Here is a 26,345-nt window from a genome sequence, read left to right on the forward strand (position 1 = left end):
ATTTTTCTAAAAAATTTCTGCATTTTTATATAAAAAATATAAAAAGTGCGGTGAAAAAATTCATAAAATTTCCACCGCACTTTTTTTGTCGTTAAGCTTAAAATTCAAAGCCTAGCAAATGATTAATACAACACCCTCGCACGAATCGTGCCGTCGATTTCACGCAGTTGTTGTAACAACTCGGAGCAGTCATCAGCTTCCACGTCAATAACCACATAACCAATTTTAGGGTCGGTTTGTAGGTATTGGGCGGCGATGTTGATATTTGCACCGACAAAAATTTGGTTGATTTGGTTTAACACACCTGGGCGGTTTTCGTGAATGTGCAATAAACGCTTGGTTTTGCTGTGTTCTGGTAAAGACACTTCTGGGAAGTTCACCGCAGAAAGAGTTGAGCCGTTATCTGAATATTTCACGAACTTGCTCGCCACTTCAGTGCCGATATTTTCTTGTGCTTCCGCCGTTGAGCCACCGATATGCGGGGTGAGAATCACGTTATCCAAACCACGCAATGGCGAAACAAATTCTTCATTGATCGAAGCTGGTTCTGTTGGGAACACATCAAGGGCGGCACCACGCACTTTGCCTGCTTTAATTGCGGCGGCTAAGGCATCAATATCCACGACAGTTCCACGCGCTGCATTAATAAAAATGCTGCCCTCTTTTAATTGTGCGATGCGTTCCGCACTCATTAAATTTTTGGTGGAATCATTTTCTGGAACGTGCAGGGAAATCACATCACTATTGGCGAGCAATTCTTCCAATGTTCCCACTTGTTGTGCGTTACCCAATGGTAGTTTGGTTTCAATATCATAGAAAAACACGTTCATACCAAGGGATTCAGCAATCACACTCAGCTGTGAACCAATGTGTCCATAGCCAACAATGCCTAATTTTTTGCCCCGCACTTCGTGTGAACCTGTGGCAGATTTGTTCCATAAACCACGATGCACTTCGGCATTGGCTTGTGGGACATTACGCATTAAGAGCAAAATTTCACCTAATACCAACTCTGCCACCGAGCGGGTGTTAGAGAATGGTGCATTAAACACGGGGATACCACGCATTTTTGCTGCTTCAAGATCCACTTGGTTGGTGCCAATACAAAAACACCCCACGGCGATGAGTTTGTTCGCACATTCTAATACATCAGCGGTTAAGTGCGTGCGGGAGCGAATACCTAAGAAATGCGCATCTTTGATCACTTCTTTTAATTCTTCTGGCTCAAGGGCCTTTTTATGATATTCAATATTGGTGTAGCCTGCGGCATTTAGCACATCAACGGCATTTTTGTGTACGCCCTCGAGCAGTACAAATTTAATTTTAGACTTATCCAGTGATACTTTTGCTGACATTTTGCTCTCCATAATCAAAAAAAATTATTCAATAATTTCTGCACCTTGTGGTGTGCCGACAATTACAATATCAGCACCACGCAAGGCAAAAATTCCGTTGGTAACCACACCTGCCACGTTATTTAAGGTTTTTTCCATTTCGATTGGATTTAAAATTGGGAAATTATACACATCTAAAATCACGTTGCCGTTATCGGTTACCACGCCCTCACGGTATTCTGGTGCGCCACCAAGGCTGACCAATTTACGCCCCACCTGCGAGCGCGCCATTGGAATCACTTCCACCGGCAAAGCAAAGGTTGAGCCTAACACGTCCACTTGTTTGCTTTGATCCACAATGCAGATAAATTTTTTCGCCAGTGCGGCAACAATTTTTTCTCGCGTTAATGCCGCGCCGCCCCCTTTGATCATCATTTTTTGTGGGTTGATTTCATCAGCGCCATCAACATAAATATCCAAACTTGACACTTCATTGGCGCTAAATACTTCAATGCCTTGTTTTCTCAACAATTCTTCTGATGCTTTAGATGCCGCCACTGCGCCTTTAATTTCATCTTTCATTGCGCCAAGGGCTTCAATAAAACAATTTACCGTTGAGCCACTACCCACGCCCACAATCGTATCCGGTTTAACATATTGCAATGCCGCTTGTGCAGCTTGCTTTTTCATTGCGAGTTGATCCATATTCTTTCCCTTTATTGATAAAATCTGTGTTCAAATTTGCTATAAGTAAACGTTTGCGAACAAGGCATCTACTTTAATCCCATTCACGGGCAGATACAAGCCCTATTCGGGTAAAAACTCTGTTAACAATTCGTTTAAAAACAACTTACCTTGCTCGGTGATTTGCCAAGTGCGGTGGTTTTCTTGAATATATTTTTGTGATTTCGCCCAATCAATTTGTTTTGCGATTACATCACAGGATAATCCCGTCAAATTCTCAAACTCAATTTTTGGCACAGGCTCAAGCAAGCGAAAACGGTTCATAAAGAATTCAAAAGGACGCTCATCAAGGGGGATTAGCTTTTCTTCATATAAATATTCCCCACGCATATAGCCTTTCGGGTGCTTGGTTTTGGAAAAACGCAAAATATCGCCATTCGGGAAAGTCAATTTTCCGTGCGCACCACAGCCTATCGCCAAATAATCACCAAAGCGCCAATAATTCAGGTTATGGCGACACTGATCACCAGCTTTGGCATAGGCAGAGGTTTCATATTGCCCATAGCCTGCTTGGCTTAAAAGCTGATGACCTTGCTCGAAAATATCCCATAGCGCGTCATCATCAGGCAATTTAGGCGGACGATAAGCAAACATTGTATTTGGCTCAATGGTGAGCTGATACCAAGAAAGATGGCTCGGCTCAAGGGCAATAGCTTGACGCAAATCATCTAGCGCTTGCGTAAGAGTTTGATTTGGTAAGCCGTGCATTAAATCTAAATTAATGCGTTTAAAACCCGCATCTTTTGCCATTTGCACCGCGCTTTTGGCTTCCGCAGAATTATGAATGCGCCCTAAGCGTTGCAATTTTTCATCATCAAAACTTTGTATGCCTAAAGAAAGGCGATTCACCCCAGCTTCCACATAGCCTGCAAAACGGCTCGCTTCTGCCGTTCCGGGGTTAGCTTCTAAGGCGATTTCAATATTTGGCGCAAAGGGAATTTGCTGTTCAATGCCTTGCAATAATTGCGCAATGCCTTGTGCTGAAAATAAGCTTGGCGTGCCACCACCAATAAAAATGGAATGTAGCGTTCGATCACCAATGCTTGCTTGATAGCGCGCAAGATCTTGGCGTAAGTCAGCCAACAAATGCGCGATATATTCCTGTTCGGGAATGCCGCCTTTTTGCGCGTGGGAATTAAAATCGCAATAAGGGCATTTTTGTACGCACCAAGGAATATGTACATAAAGGCTCAATGGGGGAAAAAGTGGCGGAAAAACTTGCATTATTTTGACCGCTCTTTGGCTTGTAAGCGTGCTTTTAACACGCCTAATGCGCGTGCGCGATGTGAGATTTGTTTCTTCTCTGGCGTATCAAGCTCGGCAAAAGTGCGGTCTTTTTCAGGATAGAAAAATAGACTGTCATAACCAAAACCATTTTCACCTTTTTCTTCAAAAGTGATTTCACCTGCGCATTCCCCCTCCGCAATAATCGGTGAAGGATCGGTTTCGTGTTGCAATAATACAATGCAGCTCACAAACTTCGCTTGGCGTTCGCTGGCTGGCACGTTAGTTAATTTTTGTAATAACTTTTTACGATTTTCAGCATCGGCTTGCTCGCCATCAACACCTGCGTAACGAGCGGAATATAGCCCTGGTTCACCATTGAGTGCATTCACCACTAATCCGCTATCATCAGCAATGGCGGGCAAACCTGACATTTTGGCTGCATAACGCGCTTTCAATAAGGCATTTTCCACAAAAGTTAAGCCTGTTTCTTCGGGGCTTTCAATGCCTAAATCCGTTTGTGCGATCACTTCAAAGCCAAAATCTGCTAACACATCGGCCATTTCGTGCACTTTGCCTTGATTACCCGTAGCAAGCACAATTTTTTGTTTCATTGTTAATCCTTAAACTTGGTAAAAATTGGCTCAAGTATAGTCTATTTTTGACCAAGTTATAAGGCTTAACTTGCTTATTGTAAAATGCGATACAGCACGCTGAATAACTAAATTTACTCAACGTGCTAATCAGCAATAAAAACAATAAGTTATAACTGAATACGATCCTTATTCTTTTCTAACGTGGCTTTGCCAATGCCTTGTACTTCTAACAATTGTTCCAACGCGACAAAGTTGCCGTGCTTTTCACGATATTCCACGATCGCTTCGGCTTTTTTCGCGCCAATACCGACCAACGCTTTTTGAATTTCACTGGCGGTAGCGGTATTGATATTTAGCGTATTACCCACAAAAACAGAGGATTTTTCTACCGCACTTGTTTGGACAGCTTCCTGCGTAGCAGGCGGTGTAGGCTCTGTTGCTGGCTCAGCAAAAGCATTCATACAGCTAAAGAAGCCAAATAATAATGTGGCTAAAATTCCATTCATTTTCATTATGTTGTTCCTTTTCAAAATTGATAACAAAACGGATGTTGAATATTTTCAACGGCGCTACTGTGCAAATAAATTGCGTCATTCTCAATTGGTACGAATAATTCTTACGATCGAGATCGCAAAAATCACTTCAGATAAGACAAAAATGGGCTATTTCCTTTTATTAAAATCCGTTACACTAACTAAAAATCCATTAGGGTATGTAAATTAAAAATAAGGATAAATTATGCCGACCATTAGCGTTGCAATGATTGTAAAAAACGAACAACAAGATCTTGCACAATGCTTAGCTAGCGTGAAAGATTGGGTGGACGAGATTGTGATTTTAGACTCAGGCAGCACCGATAATACTAAAGAAATCGCCCTGCAATATGGCGCGAAATTCTATGAAAATACCGATTGGCAAGGCTTCGGTAAGCAACGCCAACTTGCCCAGCAATATGTTACGTCTGATTATGTGTTATGGCTGGACGCTGATGAGCGCGTAACCGATGAGTTACGGGAAAATATTCAGCAAGCGGTAGCAAAAAATTTGCCGAATGTGGTGTACGATATTCCGCGCATTAGCGAAGTGTTCGGGCGCTTAATTCGTCATTCGGGTTGGTATCCTGATTATGTGGTGCGTTTGTATCAAACCCAGTACGCAGGCTATAACGATGCCTTAGTTCACGAAAAAGTGGTATATCCTGCTAATACGAAAGTGGAAAAATTGGCGGGTAACTTGCTGCATTATCCTTATAAAAATTTACATCATTACTTGGTGAAATCGGCTAACTATGCGCAAGCTTGGGCGGAACAGCGCCATAGACAAGGCAAAAAAGCCACGCTGTTTCAAGGGATTACGCACGGCATTGCAACTTTCGCAAAAATGTATCTATTAAAAGCAGGATTTTTAGATGGTAAAGAAGGCTTTTTATTAGCCGTACTTTCGGGGCATTCTACCTTTGTTAAATATGCCGATTTATGGATTAGAACACGTAAAAAATAGCAATAAATCATAAATACAGAAGAAAAAGTGCGGTGGAAAATTAGCAATTTTTTCACCGCACTTTTTTATTTCTCGTTATAAATTTATGCCCATTGTTTTGCAATAAACGATTGAATTTGTGGCAATATTTTATTTATTTGAATATTCGCCAGTTCTTTCTCTTCATTTTGTGGACAAAAAGCCAAATGGCGTGCGGGATCATTAATTGGCTGCCAGCGCAATGGGGTTGCGGAACGATGACTTGGGAAAAAACCAATGGTTGGTACATTTAATGCACCACAAATGTGTAATGGCCCTGTTGAACCTGCGATAAACAAATCTGCGCAAGCCAAAGAATAAGTGAAATCCACTAGTCCTTCATTATTATCATAAATCACCACATTGGGATTATTCACTAATTGGGCTAATTGATGTGCCTGTTCGCTTTCATTTGGCCCTGCAGTGAGAACAATATAGGCATCAAATTGTTGCAAAATATCTTGAATTAATTCGGCATATTGCGCTAAAGAAAGGCTATTTGCCGAACCGCCTGTGCCACTATGTAGGAAAATCCATTTTTTATTTTGTGCAATCCCTAACTGGTGTTGGAGCTTGCTTTTCTGCGCTTGTAAAATCTCTTGTGGAACGACTAGATAAGGTGCGTGCGGTTCACTAATCGGCAAATGCTGTGCCTGTAAAAACGCCCTTGCCAGATCCAAATTGTATTCAAATTCTGGCTTAAGGGAACGTGAACGGCGTTGAGTTAAACGATGGTTATAAGCCAGTTGCGCCAATTTTGTCGCAGGTGCAAGACGATATTTAATGCCACTTAGCCACACCAATTTTGCATTATGCCAATTTGAGAAAAAGCTGATCACTCCATCAAAATGCGCTGCTTTAATGGCCTGTAAGACTTGCTTAAATTGGGTTTTATCTTTTTTGTCTTGTGCATCAATAATAATGTCGTCAATGTAAGGACAAAGCTCAGCCATTGACGCGGTATATTTAGGTACAAGTGCGGTGATTTTTAACTGAGGATTTGCCTTTTTTATCAGCGCTAAGGCGGGAAATATCAGCATAAAATCGCCCAGTTTGTCGTTGCGGATTACCAAAAGTTTTTGCATCATTCTAACGTTCACAGGTTATTTTTAAATAGATTGCGACATTGTAGCAAAGGAAGACGTTTTTATTAAAGAATAATTCACTTCAGTGCACTATTTACCTTGCTTTTTTCATAAAAAAGAGTACAATCCACAGGCTTTTTGTCTATATATACAGAGAAAAAAGTAAGCATTCCCACTCCTTCGATGTGGGTTTTCTTTTAGTATTAATTAATTAGAGGAAGGTTATGGTAACCATTCGTTTATCTCGTGGCGGTTCTAAAAAACGCCCATTTTACCAAATTGTAGTAGCTGACAGCCGTTGCCCACGCGATGGTCGTTTTATTGAGCGCGTTGGCTTTTTCAACCCTTTAGCGGCAGGTAATGCTGAGCGTCTTCGTATCAATCTTGAGCGTGTAAATGCTTGGGTTGAGAAAGGAGCAAGCTTATCAGATCGCGTTACCTCTTTGGTAAAAGAAGCTCAAAAAGCTGCAGCTTAATTGCAGTTTTTAAGGTTTATAGGTGAATGAAATGACGCAACAAAGAATTGAAGTAGTTGGTAAATTAGGTTCAACATACGGAATTCGTGGTTGGTTACGCATTTATTCATCAACAGAACAAGCCGAAAGCATTTTTGATTATCAGCCTTGGTTTTTAAAAATTAAAGGTCAATGGCAGCCAACAGAATTAGAAAGTTGGAAACATCATAATCACGAACTTATTGTTAAATTAAAAGGCATTAATGATCGTGAAATCGCACAAACCCTAACTAATGTTGAAATTGGCGTAGATTTATCTGTATTCCCTGAACTTGAAGAGGGGGATTATTATTGGCACGATTTAATTGGCTGCCAAGTGGTGAATCTACAAGGTTACAATATGGGAACGGTGGCTGAAATGATGGAAACTGGCTCAAATGATGTATTAGTTGTACGAGCAAGTCAAAAAGATGCTTTTGGAAAACAAGAACGGTTAATTCCGTTTTTGTATGAACAAGTAGTTAAAAGAGTAGATCTCACCACCAAGACTATTGAAGTGGATTGGGACGCTGGTTTCTAAACTCAGGCATACAGTGAGCTTTAGGTTGTAGCATTTCGAGCCTACAAATTAGGAAAATAACAATGTGGATTGGTCTTGTTTCATTGTTCCCCGAAATGTTTAAAGCGATTACTGAGTATGGGGTAACAGGCAGAGCCGTAAAACAAAATCTCTTGCAAGTACAGTGTTGGAATCCGCGTGATTTCACCACGGATAAACATAAAACCGTTGATGACCGTCCTTATGGCGGTGGGCCTGGAATGTTGATGATGGTGCAACCATTGCGTGATGCAATCCAAGCGGCTAAAACGGCAGCAGGAGAAGGGGCAAAGGTGATTTATCTTTCGCCACAAGGACGTAAACTCGATCAAAATGGCGTAACAGAATTGGCACAAAATCAAAAATTGATTTTAGTCTGCGGTCGTTACGAGGGTATTGACGAACGAGTGATCCAAACTGAGATTGACGAAGAATGGTCAGTCGGTGATTACGTTCTCACTGGCGGTGAATTACCTGCAATGACATTGATTGATGCCGTTGCACGCTTTATCCCCGGAGTGCTAGGCAAACAGGCCTCCGCAGAAGAAGATTCTTTTGCCGATGGTTTGCTTGACTGCCCTCACTATACTCGCCCAGAAGTGCTAGACGGAATGTCTGTACCTGCGGTGTTGATGTCGGGCAACCACGAAGAAATTCGTAAATGGCGGTTAAAACAATCGTTATTGCGAACCTGGTTAAGACGCCCTGAGCTATTGGAAAGCCTAGCTCTGACTGACGAACAACGGAAACTGCTGGCGCAAGTCAAACTTGAACAGCAAGCAAATAAAGTTGATTAGTTGATTGCGAGTTTAACCATTCGCAAAATCATCAGTTAATACTAGGATCTTAGAAGGATTACACAATGAGTAACATCATTAAACAAATTGAACAAGAACAATTAAAACAAAACGTACCTAGCTTCCGCCCAGGTGATACTTTAGAAGTTAAAGTATGGGTTGTTGAAGGTAGTAAACGTCGTCTGCAAGCATTCGAAGGCGTGGTTATTGCAATTCGTAACCGCGGCTTGCACAGTGCATTCACTTTACGCAAAGTATCTAACGGTGTGGGCGTTGAGCGTGTATTCCAAACTCACTCACCAGTTGTAGATAGCATCACAGTTAAACGTAAAGGTGCGGTTCGTAAAGCGAAACTTTACTACTTACGTGAGCGTTCAGGTAAATCTGCACGTATTAAAGAACGTCTTGGTGACTAATTTTCCAAGCGAAAATTATAAGGGCTTGAGAGCAATCTCAAGCCTTTTTCTTTTCTCTTTTTTAATTTTTTCTACCTTTGTGCAGTAAAAATTTCCATAGATTTTTCACCGCACTTTCCTCACTTCTCTGTTACTCATACGACCTTCCATAAAATAGCAAGAAATGTTTATTTGTCATTGAGATTGTATTCATAAAATAGTAAAGTACATTACTGTTTGTTATTTGTTTAACTTCAGCATACAAGGCGGAATCTATGGGAAAAAGTGTTGTTATCTTAGGCGCTCAATGGGGCGATGAAGGTAAGGGGAAAATCGTTGATCTATTAACGGATCGCGTAAAATATGTGGTGCGCTATCAAGGCGGACACAATGCAGGGCATACCCTGATTATTAACGGTGAGAAAACCGTGTTACGTCTGATTCCATCGGGTATTTTGCGTGAAAACGTAACCTGTTTAATCGGTAATGGTGTGGTGCTTTCACCAGAAGCCTTAATGCAAGAAATGGGGGAATTAGAAGGGCGTGGCATTAATGTGCGCAATCGCTTGCTAATTTCAGAAGCTTGTCCATTAATTTTGCCTTATCACGTTGCAATGGATCACGCTCGTGAAGCTGCATTGGGTAAAAAAGCCATTGGCACAACCGGCCGTGGTATTGGCCCTGCCTATGAAGATAAAGTGGCACGCCGTGGATTGCGTGTTGGCGATCTTTTCGATCTTGAAAGCTTCGCTGAAAAACTCAAAAATATTTTAGATTACTACAACTTCCAACTTGAACATTATTATAAAGTTGAGCCAGTTGATTACGAAAAAACCTTGGCAGCAATCAAAGAAGTTGCGCCAATTATTACTGGAATGGTTGCTGATGTTACCGCAATTCTTGATGTTGCGCGCAAAAATGGCGATAACATTCTGTTTGAAGGCGCACAAGGCACAATGCTTGATATTGACCAAGGCACTTACCCTTATGTAACCAGTTCAAACACTACAGCTGGTGGGGTTTCCACAGGTTCTGGCTTTGGCCCACGCCATATTGATTATGTGTTAGGGATTATCAAAGCCTATTGCACCCGTGTTGGTGGTGGCCCATTTGCAACAGAATTATTTGATGATGTGGGTGCTGAAATTGCACGCAAAGGGAATGAATTTGGCGCAGTAACTGGCCGTCCACGCCGTTGTGGTTGGTTTGATGCTGTGGCAATGCGCCGTGCTATTCAAGTGAACTCCATTTCTGGTTTTTGTATGACTAAACTTGATGTGCTAGATGGTTTTGATGAAATCAAAATCTGTGTTGGTTACAAAATGCCAAATGGTGAAATCGCTGAATTTGCTCCACTCGCGGCAAAAGATTGGGAAGGTGTTGAGCCTATTTATGAAACCCTCCCTGGTTGGAAAGAAAGCACTTTTGGCGTAACCGATGTGAATAAATTGCCAGAAAACACGCGTAAGTACATTAAACGCATTGAAGAAGTAACGGGTGTACCGGTGGATATTCTTTCAACTGGCCCAGACCGCGTTGAAACAATGATTTTACGCGATCCGTTTGCGGCATAAATTATTTTTCTTCGCACGATAAAACAGAAGCCCAAGAAGAAATCACTTCTTGGGCTTAAAAATTTATACAATTTGCACCGCACTTTTCTCTTTCTTTTTTAGCTATCATCAAGAACCTATTCCCCCTTATTAAAGGTGTTTTACATCGCTTTAAGATTATTCAAAGCACTTTCCTTTATTCAGCCATAAAAAAATCTGCACTCTACTCAGCTTTTGCCTTTTGAGTGCAGATTCTTTATTCTGCGACTACGCGAATAACTTCGTTAGATTAGAAGTAAACGCGTAAGCCAGTTGCGTAACGGTTGTCTTTAACTTCAGATTGACCATTTACAGCTTGAACGCCACTGATAGTACCAGTGCCTTTAACGCGAGAGTGAGCATATTCAACATAAGCCACTACGTTTTTAGTGAATGCATAATCAGCACCAACTAAGTATACGTTTTCTCTTAATTTTTTATCATCTGCGATAGTTAATTTAGAACCAGCAGCAGCTGTTAAGAAGTTACCTGCATCATTTGATGTTAAGCCATTTCTGTAGCCTTTGTATTCGTTACGTTCCCACGCAGCATATACAGAAGCGTTGTCTAAGTATTGGTATTTCGCTGCAACTTCTAAGAAACGACCTTTACCTGCTTTGTGTTGAGTTTGATGATCTTTATATGATGACTCACCATATTCTGCACCGAAAGTTACTGGACCATAAGCTAATTGTGAAGCTACACGCCAAGATTGAACTTTACGTCCAGTGTCATTTGATGATGCAAGACCATTATCATAAACTTCAACGGTATAACCTGCATTTAAATTCACGCCAACTTCATCAAATTGACCAGCATAAAATGCAGATGTACCATAAGCGTATTTAAGTTCTGCTTCCCCGTTATTTTTCTTCGCTTCACCGAAGGTATAATCAGCACCAAAACCTAAAGTTTGGCCTTCTGCTAATTGGAAATCTGCTGAACGGAAAGAAACAACTTTATCACCACCAGTGAATAGGTTGTTGCTACCACCGAATAAATAAGAGTGATCGTTCATTTCTACTGCATCACCAGTAGTAACTTGTTTACCGAATGATACGCGACCCAAATCATCTTTTTGAAGTGCTAACCATAATTTGTCAGTTTTGATGTTATTGAATGAAGAACCAGTATCCCATTTATCGCCACCATCGTTGAAACGTAAGCGAGAGTAACCAATTACTTTAACGCCTTCGCCTAAATCGTGTTGCGCTTTGAATTCTAAACGTGAACCAACGTTACGAAGATCCGCACGCTCATCATCATTAAATTTGCCTAAAGCTACATCAAAACGACCGCCAACATCAACTTGTGTGCCGTCTTGGTTATAAACTGTTGCTGCGCTTGCTGAAGTAGCTACAGCTGCTACTGCTAATGCTAATAATGTCTTTTTCATAATCAAATTCCTTTCAGAATTAAGTTGTTATAACAATTTTAAAAGTGGAAAGAACTTTTATTTAAAGAAAATGTCCAACCACTTCGCTTGAAGCGAGTTCATATTGTCAAAGAAATATTGCGCTGTCAATGCAAATTAATAAAAGTTCATTTTATTTGGTGATCAAGATCACATTTTTTAATAAATTTTATCCCTTCTATGTTCAAAATATAGCCACATCAATAAAAATTAAAGAAAAAGCCCACATAAAAAGAGTTATGTGGGCAAATGAGAGGAGAATGAAATTTTTATTAGAATAGCATACGAACACCAACAGCTACACGGTGGTTTGCTTTTTCTCTAGTATTTAATACTTTTCCGCCTTGAGTAACTTTACCTTTACCACCTTCAACATAAGCAACTAAGTTTTTGTTGAACTTGTGATCTACACCAAGCATCCAACCACGCATTTTCAATGCTTCAGCACTAGGATCTGCTTTTTTACCTTTAGCAAAGTAATATTGTCCATATACAGCATTTTTATCGGTTACATCAACTTTTACACCCACTAAGAAACGATCATTTTTATGTAAAGATGCTTTGTATCCAGCTACTTTTTGGAAACCAATATTACCGCTTTCAACGCCTTGTTTAGACACTTTACCAAATGCCCAGTCGAAGCCAACGCGAACAATATCGTATTTAACTTCTAAACCAACACCACCACGTTTTAATTTATATTGATCTTGTTCTGAACCGCTAGATTGAGTAACTACGGAATAACCAGATCCGAAACGTACGCCAAAATCACCAAAGGTGTTATCATAGAATAAACCTACCCCGTAACCTTGGCCTTCATCCCAACCAAGCGTGCCACTTGAAGCATCATTTGATTTGTTAGCTTGTCCAAAGTAATAGTCTGCAGCAAAACGGAAACCTTCAAATTTATTTGACATAAAATGAGCGGCTTTTTTATGCGCATCAAAGAAAATATTACCACCACCATCATAAGTATAATTTGCTTTAGGAATATGATCTCCTAAATGCAATTGGCGACCAAAAGTTAATGTACCTACATCTTTTTGGCTTAACCCCAAGAATAAGCGGTGAGTTCTTAGATTTCCACCGATGGCATCAGCAGAACCATCACCTTTAGAGAAACGTAATTCTGCTCCACCAAACACTTTAAAGCCTTCACCTAAATCGTGGTATGCTCTTACGCGTACACGAGAACCAATATCGCGTAGATCATTACGTTGTTCTGAATCATTGCGTAATTCAAAATGCATACGACCATCAAGATCGATTTTTGTGCCATCTTTTTCATAAATCACGGTTGCACTTGCCGCTGTTGAAACCATTGCAGTAACTGCTAATGCGATGAGTGTCTTTTTCATAATGAACTTCCTTTTGTTCTAGGTTTATTATTAACAGAATAAAACTTGATTTCCGTTTCGCTCATAAAGATTTTGTTATGGCTAATCTTTTATTGACCGCAAATATAGAAAGGTTATTTTTTTCTGTCAAAAACGTCCGAAATTTATCACTCTGTTAAATCTTATTATAAAACAACAAGTTAAAAATAAAACAAAGCTTCATAATAAATAAAAAATTGTGACAAATATAACATTTTCTTACTTCTCTTATTTCAATAAGAACATTAGAAAAAAGATGTAATGTTATGAAACATAAGTATTTTTTGGTATTTTCAAATGGAGTAATGGAGTAATATTCACTAAAATAAATATTTTAGTAAGTTTACTTCATTTTTGTGTAGAAGATCACATTTTCCAATAAAAAAAGCCCGCACTTTCAGCGGGTTATCCATAAAAGTGCGGGAGTTTTTAGGTGAATTTTTTCTGCTAAGTGTTTGTTTTAAGCATTATCTATGCTAAATGCCATTACTTCTTCAATGCTGGTTGCATCTAAGGCAATCATAATTAAACGATCCACACCTAGGGCTACGCCTGCACAATTTGGCACACCTGCTTGAAGTGCGGCAAGGAATCGTTCGTCAAGCTGACGCGTTGGTAAGCCAAGCTTTTCACGTTGGCGATTATCTTGTTCAAAGCGATGGCGTTGTTCATTTGCATCAGTGAGTTCGTTAAAACCGTTCGCTAGCTCAATGCCTTTATAGTAGAACTCAAAACGCTCTGCCACACGGTGATCTTCCGAGCTAATTTGTGCTAATGCCGCTTGGGTTGCAGGGAAATGATAAATAGCGACGGGGCGTTCTTGCCCGATTTTCGGTTCAACCACAGAGCTGAATAAAAATTGCAGCAAGGTATCTCTGTCTTCATTTTCCGCTTGTTCCAGATGATGTTCTTTCGCTTTGGCAATTAATTCTTCGCGAGAAGCAGAAAGTGGATCAAGCCCGACATATTCTTGAAACACAAATTGATAGCTCATACTTTCTGCAGGTTCGCAATCTAAAATTTGTTGCAATAAATCATCCACTTCATTGATTAAGCGATACATATCAAAATGTGGGCGATACCATTCCAACATTGTGAACTCGGGATTATGTTTTCTGCCCGATTCTTCATTACGGAACACTTTGCAAAGCTGAAAAATCGCACCACTGCCAGCGGCAAGTAGGCGTTTCATTGGGTATTCAGGGCTAGTAGAAAGCCATAGGGTTTTCGATTGATGCTTGAAAGGGGAAGTAAATTCTGTGCTAAAGGTGGCAAGATGCACATCTGTTACCCCAAATTCACTCAAAATTGGGGTTTCTACTTCTAATAAACCGCGATCAGTAAAAAAGCGGCGAATTTCGGCCATAATTTTGGCACGGGCTAATAAATTTTGAATACTGGCCGTTGGTCGCCATTGTTCATTTTCTGTCATAATTTGTCTGAGCCATCTTGTGAAAAAAGTGCGGTTATTTTACCTGAAATATTTCAACAAGATGAGTTATTTTTATGCAATGTCTTCATTCTAAAAGAGAAAAATTCTCATTAAGCAGGTGAATTCTATCTAACTTTTTTGAGTTAGATCACACTTTGAAACTTTGCTCCCGTTTTTTGATAAAAAAGTCTGATTTATTTTATAAAAGCGTGGCAAAATAAACTCACCCTAACAAATTTCAAACGATTTGAAATTTTCCTTAGACATTTCATCTACTTTATATTGGAGGAAATCGTGCAAACTGTTAATGTCGATATTGCAATTGTTGGCGCTGGTGGCGGTGGTTTACGAGCGGCAATTGCAGCAGCACAGGCAAATCCAAACCTTAAAATTGCCTTAGTTTCAAAAGTTTACCCTATGCGTAGCCATACTGTGGCAGCAGAAGGAGGCGCCGCTGCAGTAATCAAGGAAGAAGACTCTTATGATAAACATTTCCACGATACCGTAGCTGGGGGCGATTGGTTATGTGAACAAGATGTGGTGGAATACTTTGTAGAACATTCCCCTGTTGAGATGACGCAATTAGAACGCTGGGGCTGCCCTTGGAGCCGTAAACAAGACGGTGATGTGAATGTGCGCCGTTTCGGTGGTATGAAAATTGAACGTACTTGGTTCGCTGCCGATAAAACAGGCTTCCACTTGTTACATACCCTTTTCCAAACTTCAATGCAATTCCCGCAAATTCAACGCTTTGATGAGCATTTCGTGTTAGATATTCTTGTTGATGATGGCCACGCTCGTGGTATGGTGGCAATGAATATGATGGAAGGCACATTGGTGCAAATCAATGCCAATGCGGTGATTATCGCAACCGGTGGTGGTTGTCGTGCATTCCGCTTCAATACCAACGGCGGTATTGTAACTGGTGATGGTTTATCAATGGCCTATCGCCACGGTGTGCCATTGCGTGATATGGAATTCGTACAATATCACCCAACTGGTTTACCAAATACTGGGATTTTGATGACAGAGGGTTGTCGTGGTGAAGGTGGTATTTTAGTCAATAAAGACGGTTACCGCTATTTACAAGATTATGGTCTAGGCCCTGAAACGCCAATCGGTAAACCTGAAAATAAATATATGGAATTAGGCCCGCGTGATAAAGTGTCGCAAGCATTCTGGCAAGAATGGCGTAAAGGCAACACCTTAAAAACCGCAAAAGGCGTGGACGTGGTTCATCTTGACTTACGTCATTTAGGTGAAAAATATTTGCACGAACGTTTACCATTTATTTGTGAACTGGCTAACGCTTATGAGGGTGTTGATCCTGCCAAAGCACCAATTCCTGTGCGCCCTGTTGTGCATTACACAATGGGGGGTATTGAAGTGGACTTCAACAGCGAAACTCGTATTAAAGGTTTATTTGCTGTGGGTGAATGTGCTTCATCAGGCTTGCACGGTGCAAACCGTTTAGGTTCTAACTCACTTGCTGAATTAGTGGTATTAGGCCGTGTTGCCGGTGAATATGCAGCAAAACGTGCTACTGAAGCCGCACCTGCCAACCAAACAGCGGTAGATGCACAAGCGCGCGATGTAATCCAACGTTTAGAAGATTTATATAACCAAGAGGGTACTGAATCTTGGTCACAAATCCGTGATGAAATGGGCGATTCAATGGAGGAAGGTTGTGGTATTTATCGTACCCAAGAAAGTATGCAACAAACCGTTGATAAAATTGCTGAACTAAAAGAACGTTATAAACGAATTCGCATTGCTGATCGCTCAAGCGTGTTCAACACCAATGTGCTTTATACCGTAGAACTAGGTTACATTTTAGATGTAGCACAATCTATCGCGAATTCAGCCATTGAGCGTAAAGAATCTCGTGGTGCTCACCAACGTTTAGACTACACAGAACGTGATGATGTGAATTACTTAAAACACACTTTGGCTTTCTACAATGAAGATGGTATGCCACGCATTGAATACAGCCCAGTGAAAATCACAAAATCTCAACCTGCAAAACGTGTTTATGGTGCGGAAGCTGAAGCGCAAGAAGTGGCAGCGAAAGCTAAGGAGCAAACAAATGGCTAATCAAGCAATGATGAATATTGAGGTTCTGCGTTATAACCCTGAAGTGGATAAAGAACCTTATTTAAGAACTTACCAAGTGCCTTATGATAGCCAAACCTCATTGTTAGATGCACTTGGTTATATTAAAGATAAACTTGAGCCTGAATTGTCTTACCGTTGGTCTTGTCGTATGGCAATTTGTGGTTCGTGCGGAATGATGGTAAACGATAAGCCTAAACTCGCTTGTAAAACTTTCTTGCGTGATTACAGCGGTCATATGCGTATTGAACCATTGGCTAACTTCCCAATTGAGCGTGATTTAGTGGTGGATCTCAGCCACTTTATCGAAAGTTTAGAAAGCATTAAGCCTTATATTATCGGTAATGAAGCGCCGCCATTAGATGGCAAACCGCACCCATCGGCGGAATTAGCGAAAAGCCGTACTAAGCAAACACCAGCACAATTAGAGAAATATCGTCAATTCTCAATGTGTATCAACTGTGGTTTATGCTATGCCGCTTGCCCACAATTCGGTTTAAATCCAGAATTTGTCGGCCCTGCTGCAATTACATTGGCACATCGCTATAACCTTGATAATCGCGATCATGGTAAAGCTGAACGAATGAAAATTCTTAACGGCGATAACGGGGTGTGGAGCTGTACATTCGTGGGTTACTGTTCTGAAGTGTGTCCAAAACACGTTAATCCAGCCTCCGCAGTGAACCAAGGCAAAATCGAAAGTGCGAAAGACTACGTTTTTGCAATGTTAAAACCGCAAAACTAAAGGAGAAGTAAAATGACAACAGTAACCGCAAGCAAACGCAAAAAATATGTGCGTGAAGTGAAACCAACTTGGTGGAAAAAGTTAGATTTTTACAAATTCTATGTATTGCGTGAAAGCACAGCCGTTCCAACCCTATGGTTTTGTTTAGAGCTATTTTACGGCTTAATTTGCCTAGGCAATGGCACATTCGCCACAAATTTTGTTCATTTCTTGCAAAACCCAATCGTGGTGATTTTAAACATCATCACTCTTGGTGCAGTGCTATTAAATAGCTACACGTTCTTTAATATGGCACCACAAATGGCCAATATTATTGTGAAAAATGAACGCCTAGATGCCAAATTGATCTCTCGTGTATTCTGGGGGATCACCGCTTTCGTTAGCATTATTACCTTAATTCTCGTATAGGAAATAAGAATATGAATAAACAAAATCCAAAACGTTCAAATGAACCTGTTGTATGGTTATTATTTGGTGCGGGCGGTGCAATCAGTGCCGTATTCTTCCCTGTTCTTGTGCTAATTTTTGGTTTCTTACTTCCTTTTGATCTTATCTCTCCAGATAACATCATTGCCTTTGCTAGCACTTGGATTGGTAAGCTAATTATCCTTGCCCTACTCATTTTCCCTGCTTGGTGCGGTATTCACCGTGTACACCTAGGATTGCACGACTTTAAAGTGCATATTCCTGCAGCAGGTGTGATTTTTTACGGCTTAGCTTGTTTATTTTCTCTATTAACAATCTTTGCTGTATTTAAAATCTAAATTATTATTGGACTAGGAAAAAAAGGAAATACGAATTTAATGATCTAAAAAATTATTACTTGACGTATTTCCTTCAAGCCTTTATTATTCACCGCACTTACGGAGGAATGGTCGAGTGGTTGAAGGCACCGGTCTTGAAAACCGGCGAGGGTTTACGCCCTCCAAGAGTTCGAATCTCTTTTCCTCCGCCACATTCTAAAAGCCAGCTTAATAGCTGGCTTTTTTCTTAATATTCTTTTCTTAATAACGTTTCTTAGCTAGGCTCTCCCTAACCTTTCATATTCTACTTTTACCGATAGAAATATTCAGAAATAAACTCGCAATAGATTAAATAGCGAATGAACTTAAAACAAATTATTTTAAGCTGTACAAAATAAGCTATATAAAAGGGTAAGAGAAAATTAAATTTTGAGATTTAAGAAGTGAAATTAGATTGGCGGAACGGACGGGACTCGAACCCGCGACCCCCTGCGTGACAGGCAGGTATTCTAACCAGCTGAACTACCGCTCCGAATCTAGGAATTGGCGGAATGGACGGGACTCGAACCCGCGACCCCCTGCGTGACAGGCAGGTATTCTAACCAGCTGAACTACCACTCCGCTTTAACGGGGTGAATAATAATCTTGAATGACAATTGGGTCAAGCAATTTTTATCGGCAAATGCTCAACTGGTTAATTAACAATCGTTAATGAATAACATCATTTTCAGTTCGTTTAATCCATAAACAATTTTCTTTACTTTTTTTATTAATGAGCTTGAGGTATTCCAAATGCGCCGTTAATTCTTCTTCATCAGCAGCAAGCACAACAAAATCTTGGGAAAAATTCACCGCACTTTGTACTTCAATTTCGATCTCTTGCTCATTTGAAACTGGCTCTGCATCACTTTCCTCAAATAAACTGGTTTGTCCGCCAGTCATTGCCAAATAAACGTCCCCTAAAATTTCCGCATCTAGCAATGCGCCGTGCAAGGTTCGTTTACTATTATCAATATGCAAACGATCACAAAGTGCGTCTAAGCTATTGCGTTTCCCTGGATACATTTGGCGAGCCATTTGCAAGGTATCGGTTACTACACAAATATCACTCGTTTTTACGGGAATATTATGCTTTTCAAATTCATAATCCATAAAGCCCACATCAAACGGCGCATTATGAATGAGTAACTCTGCCCCTTTGATAAAATCAATAAATTCTTGTGCAATTTCAGGGAAACTAGGCTTATCTTTTAACATTTCATCGGTGATACCGTGAACCTTAATCGCTTCGGGATCTACTTCACGATCTGGCTTAATATATAAATGCAGTTTACGCCCTGTGTATTTGCGATTAACCATTTCTACCGCACCAATTTCAATGATGCCGTGTCCGAGATAATGCTTTCCTAACTGGTTCATTCCTGTTGTTTCGGTATCTAGCACTATTTGACGCTGTGGAATTACTGAATCTGTCATACAATCCTATCTCTTTAAATCATTTTGCGGTATTATCGCCTTAATTAAAGAAAATTTATAGCTAAAATTCTCATAAACAATGTTAAAACAAATTGAAATTTTTACTGATGGTTCTTGCTTAGGTAACCCCGGGAAAGGCGGTATTGGTATTCTATTGCGTTATAAAGCACACGAAAAACAAATTTCTAAAGGCTATTTTGAAACAACCAATAACCGAATGGAACTACGCGCGGTAATTGAAGCCCTACAAACCTTAAAAGAACCTTGCGCCATTACCTTACATAGTGATAGCCAATATATGAAAAATGGGATAACAAAATGGATTTTTAATTGGAAAAAAAATAATTGGAAGTCCAGTACAGGGAAAGCAGTAAAAAACCAAGATCTATGGTTCGCCTTAGATCAAGCTATTCAGCCTCATCAAATAAATTGGCACTGGGTGAAAGGACATAGTGGCCATCGTGAAAATGAAATTTGCGATGAATTAGCTAAACAAGGTGCAGAAAATCCCACGTTAGAAGATGTTGGCTATCAACCAGCCTAATCTAGACTCGATTCTGTTATGCCAAGCAATCACAATAATCACATAAAGAAAAAGGGTTAATTCAACAGAATTAACCCTTTGTTATATAAATAATCATTCAATTAAATAAATACTTGAGCTGGCGATAAATAGCCCTGTGGTACAGTTTGTTTATCTTCAAAGGTAACAAACTCCCACGCTTCTTGATCTTCAAGCAAAGCTCTTAATAATTTGTTATTTAAGCCGTGTCCTGATTTATAGGCTTTGAAATCACCGATGATGTTATAACCACACATATATAAATCACCAATAGCATCAAGCATTTTGTGGCGTACTAGCTCATCTTTAAAGCGAAGACCATCTTCATTTAAGATGCGATAATCGTCAAGCACAATAGCGTTATCTAGGCTACCACCTAACGCTAAGCCTTGTGATTGCAAATATTCAATGTCTTTCATAAAACCAAAGGTTCTTGCTCGGCTAATTTGTTGCACGAACGCTTGCGCGGAGAAATCCATCACATAATTACGCACATCTTTACCAATGGCTGGGTGATTAAAATCAATGGTGAAATCTAAACGGAAACCGTTGTAAGGTTTAAATTCTGCCCATTTATCACCGTCTTCCACACGAATTGGCTTTTTCACGCGAATAAATTTTTTCGCCGCATTTTGTTCTTCAATGCCTGCATCTAATAAAAGATAAATGAATGGGCTTGCGCTGCCGTCCATAATTGGAATTTCTGGCGCGTCCACTTCAATAATTACATTATCAATGCCTAAGCCTGCTAAGGCAGCATTCAAATGCTCTACCGTTGAAATACGAATGCCTTCTTCATTTATCAAACAAGTACAAAGCATTGTATCACGCACCGCATTCGCATTAGCTGGAAACGTTACTGGTGGGTTTAAATCCGTACGGCAGTAAATCACCCCAGTATTTGCCATTGCTGGACGTAAAGTTAGGGTTACTTTGTTTCCACTATGTAGCCCCACACCTGTTACTTTAATACTCTGTTTTAAGGTTCTTTGTTTAATCATAATCTATCCTAAATCTATTGCATAACAATAAGATTTATTGCTTATTATCTTGCTCTTTATTACGCATAAAGCTTGGTGTATCAAAAATATTAATATTTCTGTTACCTAAATTTGTTGGGCGATCTGGCTGAGTTTGACTTTGTTCAGATGGCTTATAAACATTTGCTCCAGATTGTAGGGGCTTATCTTGTTTGATATTTCCCTGAGTCTCTGATTTACCATAAGAAGACTCTTCTAACGGTGGCATTTTAGGCGCAAATCGCATATTTTGAGAACTATGATTACTACCTAATCCCGTAGCAACAACAGTTACTCTAATTTCATTCGTCATCTCTGGCATTAAAGCTGTACCGATAACTACTGTAGCTTCATCATCAGCAAAGCTTCCTACTGTATTACCGATAATGGTAAATTCATCTAAAGTTAAATCAAATCCAGAGGTAACATTCACAATAATACCTTTCGCACCAGATAGATCAACATCTTCTAGCAATGGACTTGCAATTGCTTCTTGAGCAGCTTTTTCAGCTCGCCCACTACCTGCTTCACCTTCAGCAACGCCTGATCCCATCATCGCTCTTCCCATTCCTAACATAACAGTTTTAACATCTGCAAAATCCACTGCGATTAGTCCAGGACTGGTGATCATATCAGAAATTCCCATTACCGCATTACGTAATACATCATTTGCCGCAGCAAAAGCTGATTGTAAAGTGATATTTTTACCACACACACGAACTAAGTTTTCATTAGGAATAACGATTAAAGAATCAACGTGTTTAGATAATTCATTGATTCCAATTTCAGCAAATTGAATTCTTCTACCTCTTTCAAAAGCAAAAGGTTTAGTTACTACTGCAACAGTCAAAATCCCCAATTCTTTTGCAATTTGAGCAATTACTGGAGATGCACCTGTTCCTGTGCCGCCCCCCATACCTGCAGCAATAAAGACCATATCAGCACCTTCAAGCATTGAACGAATAGCATCTTGATCTTCTTCTGCTGCTTGACGGCCAATATTAGGATTAGCACCAGCTCCTAATCCTTTTGTGATATTTTCGCCGATTTGAATAGTATGTTGAGCTTTACTTTGACGCAAATCTTTTGCGTCCGTATTTACAGCATAAAAAATAACTCGGCCATAGGTCCCATCATCTACTTCTGGGAAATTTAAGATATTATCGCCAAATGGAGCATTATTCGCTTCGCCATTATAATTAATCATATTCTCAATCATATAATTAATTGCATTTCCACCTGCACCACCAACGCCAATAACCTTTATCGTGGCTCCGCCAACATCACTAACATCATACTCCACTGGTTCAAACATACTCATTCTCCGTCCGTGCTTATTGCTCTTAGCACAAAATTAAAACCTAAATTGCTCTTATTGTAGATGAAAAATAGAAATTCTCAAAATTTAGACCGCACTTTATTGAGAAAATTTCCAAAAAATCACGAAAAAAGAATAAAAAAATCGTAATTTTTTCACCGCACTTTTATTTTTAAGCGACAAAATGTTTTTCGCTAAAACTTAATACAAAATCAGCCACTTCTGAATCTACTTGGGCAAAAATTTGCTGTTCTGATTGATTTTGTGCTTTAGCCGTTACATCATTATTTTCTAATACTTTAAGCGTGGTGACTAATTTAGCTAATTTACTAATGCCAATTTCGGCATTTTGCTCAGATTTTTCCCCCTCAAAACCAAAGGGTTTAAACACCACCGCGGTTGTTGGAATATTGATCGCTTTTAGTCTATCTGCAATGGCTGGCGTCAATGTTGATGCAGTTTGCCCGCCCATTCCAGCAACCAAAATGACTAAATCGCTATCACCAACCATTTGCTGCAATTTTTCTTCTAGCTTTTGATCTGCGAGTGATTCCTGATCAAGCGCATCGCTTAATAATAATGAATCCTGCACCTTGCTGTTGGTTAAAGTCTGAGAGTCTGTATCAATGGCATAAAATACAAATTCATTACTATTTTTATTGGTAATAAAAGTATCATCTTGATTATTTTTTTGCATTTTATCCATAATCATATTCATTGCTTTTGCGCCATAACTGCCCACACCAAGAACACTGATTAATAAAATATCATTCATTTTGGTTTCCTTTTAAGTATTAAAATTCTGACTTCACTTTATTGACGAATTTTTTAAAGCCAGACCAAACCGTAGAGAAAAAGCTTTCTTCTGAACCATATTGATCACTCAGAGGGCTTTCATCTTCATCATTATGGTTATATTGCAATAAGCCAACTACGGTAGAATATTGTGGCTTGCTAACATAATCTGTTAGACCTGTAATATTTAGCGGACTACCAATGCGCACTTGTGTACCAAATACTCTTTCTGCACATTGTTTTAGATCTTCCATTTGCGCGCCACCGCCTGTAATAACTACACCCGCGATTAGCTCAAATTTCATTTGTCTGCTTTCTAATTCATATTTAAGTTGATTTAGTTCGCGATTGACTAAACCAAGTAGCTCGTCATAACGCGCAGAAGTAACGATAGATAATTGCTCTTTACTCAACACGCGAGGCGCGCGTCCGCCAATGCCAGCGACCTCAATACGTTTATCGGGGTGGCTAGATGGTGGATTATATGCACTGCCATAATTTACTTTAATGCGTTCAGCTTCCGCTCTGGAGGTTTCGCAAGCATAAGCAATATCATCAGTAACGCGGTTTCCTGCGTAAGGAATCACTTTACTGAAACGCAATGCCCCATTGGTATAAACCACAATATCCATTGTGCCAGCGCCAAAATCAATTAAGCATACGCCGAGATCTTTTTCATCTTCCGTTAATACGGAATAACCTGATGCAACGCCAGAATAAACAATTTTTTCCACTTTTAATTTGCAACGCTCTACTGCTTTTTTCAAATTGTTTAACCAATCTTGATGACAAGCAATTAAGTGCGCTTGTGCTTTTAAGCGTACACCTTGTAAACCGAGCGGATCTTTAATATTCATTTGCTTATCAACCGCATATTCTTGCGGAATAATATGCAATAAAGACAAGCCTTCGCCCATTTTCACTGAGCTTGCTGTGTGCATAGCAGAATCAATTTCTTCTTGGGTTACTTCGCCCTCTGCAATAGGTACAAAACCACTTTCATTCAAACTTTGAATGTGATCGCCCGTAATGGCTAAGGTTACACTGATGATCTGACAATCTGCCACAGATTCCGCTGCTTCAACAGCGCGTTGAATAGAAGTAATCACCGCATTTAAATCGGTAATACTCCCCTTATCAATACCTTTTGATGGACTGCTCCCTACACCTAGCACATTCACTACGCCATCAGGCAAGACTTCGCCAACTACGGCAACCACCTTAGAAGTGCCAATTTCTAAGCCCACAACAGTTTTTGATTCCACAATTTTTGCCATTTTCTCACGTCTTTGTTATCTGGTTAAAATTCACACTGCTGATTTATTCTTTATCTACTAATCCCACAGCAGCACCTACGTTATATCGTAAATCCACATAAGCTAATCGTTTATTTTCTGGAACTTCAATTTCTGGATAAATGGTAACAAAACGATCAAGTTTTGACTTCCATTCGCCTCGTCCCAATTTCAAAATCACGCCATTTTCAAGCTCTAACTGCCAAGCTTCACGATCATCAATGCGCAATGATTTTAAGGTTAAATTTTTCGCTTTTAATTCGCTATAAATTTTCTTCCACGCTTCAAGAACAGCTAAACTGGTGTAGTCAGGGCCTGCTAACTGCGGTAAATTTTTATCGGCTAATTTATCCATCGGCAACTTAAATACAACCCCTTCAGGTGAAACAAATTCATTGTCGTTCCAAATTGCAACTGGGGTATATTCACTCAATAAAATACTGAGCCGATCAGGCCAAATTTTTCTTACAATCGCTTGCTTAACCCAAGGCATTGTTTGGATTTGTTCACGCACCAAATTAACATCTTGTCCCCAAAACCCTTTTAAATCGTCCATTGTCGCAATAACTTCACGCACATCAGAATCTGTGGTAAAGGTTGGCGAACCCACTAAATTAAAGCCACTAATCGGGCGATCATCAAGTTTCTCTAACCAGTTTTGCCAATTTGAGTAAGCATAAAAGAATAGCCCTAAGCATAGTAACACAACAAGCAATTTTACAGGCACAAAAATGCGTGATTTTTGTCCCCCACTTCTGACATTCTGCGTTGCTTTATGCCATAAACTCATTAAACACTAAGCTCCAAAATTTTCTCTACAAGCTGTTCGAAAGAATAACCCACGGTTGCCGCTGATTTCGGGAATAAACTATGGCTGGTCATTCCTGGGTTCGTGTTCACTTCCACTAAGCGAAATTGTCCTTCACCGTCCATCATTACATCAATACGACTCCAACCACGGCAACCTACTGCATCATAGGCGCGTTTCACTAATTGACGCAATTCTTGCTCGCGTTCCTCAGCTAAACCTGCTGGACAAAAATATTGCGTGTTATCGGAAACGTATTTCGCTTCATAATCATAAAACTCACCTTCAGGCACGATTTTGATCGCTGGCAACACTTCATTATCTAAAACAGGCACAGTAAATTCATCACCTGCAAGCCATTCTTCAATCAAAATAGTATCATCAAAACCTAAAGCAAATTGCACCGCACTTTTTAATTCATCAAGCTGTTTTACTTTTTTCAAGCCCACACTAGAGCCTTCTAAAGAAGGTTTTACCATTAATGGTAAGCCTAATTTTTCTACAACCGCTTGCGGATCAAATTCAGCAAAGCTGTCTTTAGTAACCACTTCCATATTCGCCACTGGCAAGCCAAAAGCTTTCCACAGCATTTTAGTCCGCATTTTATCCATTGTTAAGGCAGATGCCATTACTCCACAGCCTGTGTAAGGAATACCAATTTGCTCAAGCAAGCCTTGCATTGTGCCGTCTTCCCCACCACGTCCGTGCAAAATATTGAATACACGATCAAAGCCCTGTTGTTTTAATTCCGCCACAGGAAAGGTTTTTGGATCAATTGGATGCGCGTCATAACCAAAGCTTTTTAACGCATTAAGTACGGCTTCACCTGAATTAAGTGAAATCTCACGCTCGGCAGACGTTCCGCCAAGTAATACGGCAATTTTTTCTTGTTTTAATGTTTTTTTCATACTG

At 39.9% G+C, this 26,345-nt stretch carries 27 protein-coding genes and 3 tRNA genes; 12 read left to right on the forward strand and 18 right to left on the reverse strand.

What is annotated here, in order from left to right:
* Window positions 1-122 precede the first annotated feature (122 nt).
* The 5 genes from serA to DYC50_RS09770 all read right to left on the reverse strand — a co-directional run bounded on the left by serA (window position 123) and on the right by DYC50_RS09770 (window position 4,410).
* Complete coding sequence (gene serA / locus DYC50_RS09750; RefSeq protein WP_115250003.1) at window positions 123-1,355, reverse strand: phosphoglycerate dehydrogenase; 1,233 nt, start codon at window positions 1,353-1,355, stop codon at window positions 123-125.
* A 24-nt stretch (window positions 1,356-1,379) separates the two neighbouring features.
* On the reverse strand, window positions 1,380-2,039 hold the full coding sequence (rpiA, locus tag DYC50_RS09755) for a ribose-5-phosphate isomerase RpiA (RefSeq protein WP_103854273.1): 660 nt from the start codon (window positions 2,037-2,039) through the stop codon (window positions 1,380-1,382).
* 102 nt (window positions 2,040-2,141) lie between these two features.
* Window positions 2,142-3,302 carry a radical SAM family heme chaperone HemW gene (gene hemW / locus DYC50_RS09760; RefSeq protein WP_115250004.1) on the reverse strand — a complete coding sequence of 387 codons (1,161 nt, stop codon included), beginning with the start codon at window positions 3,300-3,302 and terminating at the stop codon, window positions 2,142-2,144.
* Window positions 3,302-3,916, reverse strand: a complete 615-nt coding sequence (rdgB, locus tag DYC50_RS09765; RefSeq protein WP_115250006.1) for an RdgB/HAM1 family non-canonical purine NTP pyrophosphatase — start codon at window positions 3,914-3,916, stop codon at window positions 3,302-3,304. The genes hemW and rdgB overlap by 1 nt, the downstream gene beginning before the upstream one ends.
* A 149-nt stretch (window positions 3,917-4,065) precedes the next feature.
* Window positions 4,066-4,410 carry a ComEA family DNA-binding protein gene (locus tag DYC50_RS09770; protein WP_245934880.1) on the reverse strand — a complete coding sequence of 115 codons (345 nt, stop codon included), beginning with the start codon at window positions 4,408-4,410 and terminating at the stop codon, window positions 4,066-4,068.
* Between the two features lie 226 nt (window positions 4,411-4,636).
* Between DYC50_RS09770 and DYC50_RS09775 the strand changes: the two genes are divergently transcribed.
* Window positions 4,637-5,398: a glycosyltransferase family 2 protein gene (locus tag DYC50_RS09775; RefSeq protein ID WP_115250007.1), complete on the forward strand. Its 762-nt coding sequence runs from the start codon at window positions 4,637-4,639 to the stop codon at window positions 5,396-5,398.
* An 83-nt stretch (window positions 5,399-5,481) separates the two neighbouring features.
* Here the strand turns inward: DYC50_RS09775 and DYC50_RS09780 are convergent, their stop codons facing one another.
* Entirely contained in the window at window positions 5,482-6,501 is a 1,020-nt protein-coding gene (locus DYC50_RS09780; RefSeq protein ID WP_115250008.1) for a glycosyltransferase family 9 protein, read from the reverse strand.
* 224 nt (window positions 6,502-6,725) lie between these two features.
* Here DYC50_RS09780 and rpsP point away from each other — a divergent pair, with 224 nt between their 5' ends.
* The 5 genes from rpsP (at window position 6,726) to purA (ending at window position 10,320) form a co-directional block, all read left to right on the forward strand.
* A complete protein-coding gene (gene rpsP / locus DYC50_RS09785; protein WP_115250009.1) occupies window positions 6,726-6,977 on the forward strand; it encodes a 30S ribosomal protein S16 in 252 nt (83 codons plus the stop codon).
* A 31-nt stretch (window positions 6,978-7,008) separates the two neighbouring features.
* A complete protein-coding gene (gene rimM / locus DYC50_RS09790) occupies window positions 7,009-7,536 on the forward strand; it encodes a ribosome maturation factor RimM (RefSeq protein ID WP_103853871.1) in 528 nt (175 codons plus the stop codon).
* A gap of 62 nt (window positions 7,537-7,598) precedes the next feature.
* Window positions 7,599-8,351, forward strand: coding sequence for a tRNA (guanosine(37)-N1)-methyltransferase TrmD (gene trmD / locus DYC50_RS09795; protein WP_103853870.1), 753 nt, complete (start codon window positions 7,599-7,601; stop codon window positions 8,349-8,351).
* 65 nt (window positions 8,352-8,416) lie between these two features.
* Window positions 8,417-8,767 carry a 50S ribosomal protein L19 gene (gene rplS, locus DYC50_RS09800; protein ID WP_115250010.1) on the forward strand — a complete coding sequence of 117 codons (351 nt, stop codon included), beginning with the start codon at window positions 8,417-8,419 and terminating at the stop codon, window positions 8,765-8,767.
* A 254-nt stretch (window positions 8,768-9,021) separates the two neighbouring features.
* The gene (gene purA / locus DYC50_RS09805) at window positions 9,022-10,320 is read left to right on the forward strand and encodes an adenylosuccinate synthase (RefSeq protein WP_115250011.1); all 1,299 of its coding nucleotides are present in this window, start codon (window positions 9,022-9,024) and stop codon (window positions 10,318-10,320) included.
* Window positions 10,321-10,588: 268 nt separating this feature from the next.
* Here purA and DYC50_RS09810 read toward each other — a convergent pair whose 3' ends face one another.
* The 3 genes from DYC50_RS09810 to epmA form a co-directional block, all read right to left on the reverse strand.
* Window positions 10,589-11,734, reverse strand: coding sequence for a porin (locus tag DYC50_RS09810; protein WP_115250012.1), 1,146 nt, complete (start codon window positions 11,732-11,734; stop codon window positions 10,589-10,591).
* Between the two features lie 290 nt (window positions 11,735-12,024).
* Window positions 12,025-13,110, reverse strand: coding sequence for a porin (locus DYC50_RS09815; RefSeq protein WP_115250013.1), 1,086 nt, complete (start codon window positions 13,108-13,110; stop codon window positions 12,025-12,027).
* A 478-nt stretch (window positions 13,111-13,588) separates the two neighbouring features.
* Window positions 13,589-14,560 (reverse strand): elongation factor P--(R)-beta-lysine ligase, encoded by a 972-nt coding sequence (epmA, locus tag DYC50_RS09820; protein WP_115250014.1) that lies wholly within the window; start codon window positions 14,558-14,560, stop codon window positions 13,589-13,591.
* Window positions 14,561-14,854: 294 nt separating this feature from the next.
* Here epmA and frdA point away from each other — a divergent pair, with 294 nt between their 5' ends.
* The 5 genes from frdA (at window position 14,855) to DYC50_RS09845 (ending at window position 18,372) form a co-directional block, all read left to right on the forward strand.
* The gene (frdA, locus tag DYC50_RS09825; RefSeq protein WP_115250015.1) at window positions 14,855-16,654 is read left to right on the forward strand and encodes a fumarate reductase (quinol) flavoprotein subunit; all 1,800 of its coding nucleotides are present in this window, start codon (window positions 14,855-14,857) and stop codon (window positions 16,652-16,654) included.
* Window positions 16,647-17,417: a succinate dehydrogenase/fumarate reductase iron-sulfur subunit gene (locus DYC50_RS09830; protein ID WP_103853250.1), complete on the forward strand. Its 771-nt coding sequence runs from the start codon at window positions 16,647-16,649 to the stop codon at window positions 17,415-17,417. The genes frdA and DYC50_RS09830 overlap by 8 nt, the downstream gene beginning before the upstream one ends.
* A gap of 12 nt (window positions 17,418-17,429) precedes the next feature.
* Window positions 17,430-17,825 carry a fumarate reductase subunit FrdC gene (gene frdC, locus DYC50_RS09835; RefSeq protein WP_103855772.1) on the forward strand — a complete coding sequence of 132 codons (396 nt, stop codon included), beginning with the start codon at window positions 17,430-17,432 and terminating at the stop codon, window positions 17,823-17,825.
* Window positions 17,826-17,836: 11 nt separating this feature from the next.
* Window positions 17,837-18,181, forward strand: coding sequence for a fumarate reductase subunit FrdD (gene frdD / locus DYC50_RS09840; protein WP_115250016.1), 345 nt, complete (start codon window positions 17,837-17,839; stop codon window positions 18,179-18,181).
* A 101-nt stretch (window positions 18,182-18,282) separates the two neighbouring features.
* Window positions 18,283-18,372, forward strand: a tRNA-Ser gene (locus tag DYC50_RS09845).
* 243 nt (window positions 18,373-18,615) lie between these two features.
* On the opposite strand, the gene DYC50_RS09850 is transcribed toward DYC50_RS09845, so the two are convergent.
* The 3 genes from DYC50_RS09850 to dnaQ all read right to left on the reverse strand — a co-directional run bounded on the left by DYC50_RS09850 (window position 18,616) and on the right by dnaQ (window position 19,636).
* Window positions 18,616-18,692, reverse strand: a tRNA-Asp gene (locus DYC50_RS09850).
* A gap of 12 nt (window positions 18,693-18,704) precedes the next feature.
* Window positions 18,705-18,781, reverse strand: a tRNA-Asp gene (locus tag DYC50_RS09855).
* 87 nt (window positions 18,782-18,868) lie between these two features.
* Complete coding sequence (gene dnaQ / locus DYC50_RS09860) at window positions 18,869-19,636, reverse strand: DNA polymerase III subunit epsilon (RefSeq protein WP_115250017.1); 768 nt, start codon at window positions 19,634-19,636, stop codon at window positions 18,869-18,871.
* A gap of 79 nt (window positions 19,637-19,715) precedes the next feature.
* Between dnaQ and rnhA the strand changes: the two genes are divergently transcribed.
* Window positions 19,716-20,180, forward strand: coding sequence for a ribonuclease HI (rnhA, locus tag DYC50_RS09865; protein ID WP_115250018.1), 465 nt, complete (start codon window positions 19,716-19,718; stop codon window positions 20,178-20,180).
* Between the two features lie 101 nt (window positions 20,181-20,281).
* Here rnhA and lpxC read toward each other — a convergent pair whose 3' ends face one another.
* The 6 genes from lpxC to DYC50_RS09895 form a co-directional block, all read right to left on the reverse strand.
* Window positions 20,282-21,199 carry a UDP-3-O-acyl-N-acetylglucosamine deacetylase gene (gene lpxC / locus DYC50_RS09870; RefSeq protein WP_115250019.1) on the reverse strand — a complete coding sequence of 306 codons (918 nt, stop codon included), beginning with the start codon at window positions 21,197-21,199 and terminating at the stop codon, window positions 20,282-20,284.
* A gap of 34 nt (window positions 21,200-21,233) precedes the next feature.
* Window positions 21,234-22,532: a cell division protein FtsZ gene (ftsZ, locus tag DYC50_RS09875; protein WP_115250020.1), complete on the reverse strand. Its 1,299-nt coding sequence runs from the start codon at window positions 22,530-22,532 to the stop codon at window positions 21,234-21,236.
* 175 nt (window positions 22,533-22,707) lie between these two features.
* Entirely contained in the window at window positions 22,708-23,310 is a 603-nt protein-coding gene (locus tag DYC50_RS09880) for an FtsZ/tubulin family protein (RefSeq protein ID WP_115250021.1), read from the reverse strand.
* A 19-nt stretch (window positions 23,311-23,329) separates the two neighbouring features.
* The gene (ftsA, locus tag DYC50_RS09885; protein ID WP_115250022.1) at window positions 23,330-24,607 is read right to left on the reverse strand and encodes a cell division protein FtsA; all 1,278 of its coding nucleotides are present in this window, start codon (window positions 24,605-24,607) and stop codon (window positions 23,330-23,332) included.
* Between the two features lie 43 nt (window positions 24,608-24,650).
* The gene (locus tag DYC50_RS09890) at window positions 24,651-25,415 is read right to left on the reverse strand and encodes a cell division protein FtsQ/DivIB (RefSeq protein ID WP_115250023.1); all 765 of its coding nucleotides are present in this window, start codon (window positions 25,413-25,415) and stop codon (window positions 24,651-24,653) included.
* Entirely contained in the window at window positions 25,415-26,341 is a 927-nt protein-coding gene (locus DYC50_RS09895; RefSeq protein ID WP_115250024.1) for a D-alanine--D-alanine ligase, read from the reverse strand. Before DYC50_RS09895 ends, DYC50_RS09890 begins: the two co-directional genes overlap by 1 nt.
* Window positions 26,342-26,345: the final 4 nt, after the last annotated feature.

Origin of the sequence: Avibacterium avium, from assembly GCF_900454535.1 — a bacterium.
Taxonomy (GTDB): Bacteria; Pseudomonadota; Gammaproteobacteria; order Enterobacterales; family Pasteurellaceae; genus Avibacterium; species Avibacterium avium.